The organism is Rhizobium sp. SVR5-9E (assembly GCF_056755095.1).
On the sequence record NZ_JBNDHS010000757.1, the window covers coordinates 1 to 235 of the forward strand.

General features: G+C 56.2%; 1 rRNA gene. It reads right to left on the bottom strand.

What is annotated here, in order from left to right:
• Positions 1-235, bottom strand: a 16S ribosomal RNA gene (locus ACPYOJ_RS36865); the annotation flags it as partial.

Below are 235 nucleotides of genomic sequence, written 5' to 3' on the forward strand. Positions count from 1 at the left end.
GCTTGTGCGGGCCCCCGTCAATTCCTTTGAGTTTTAATCTTGCTACCGTACTCCCCAGGCGGAATGTTTCATGCGTCAGCTGCGCCACCGAACAGTATACTGCCCGACGGTTAACATTCATCGTTTACGGCGTGGACTACCGGGGTATCTAATCCTGTTTGCGCCCCACGCTTTCGCACCTCAGCGCCAGTAACGGACCAGTGAGCCTCCTTCGCCACTGGTGTTCCTCCGACTA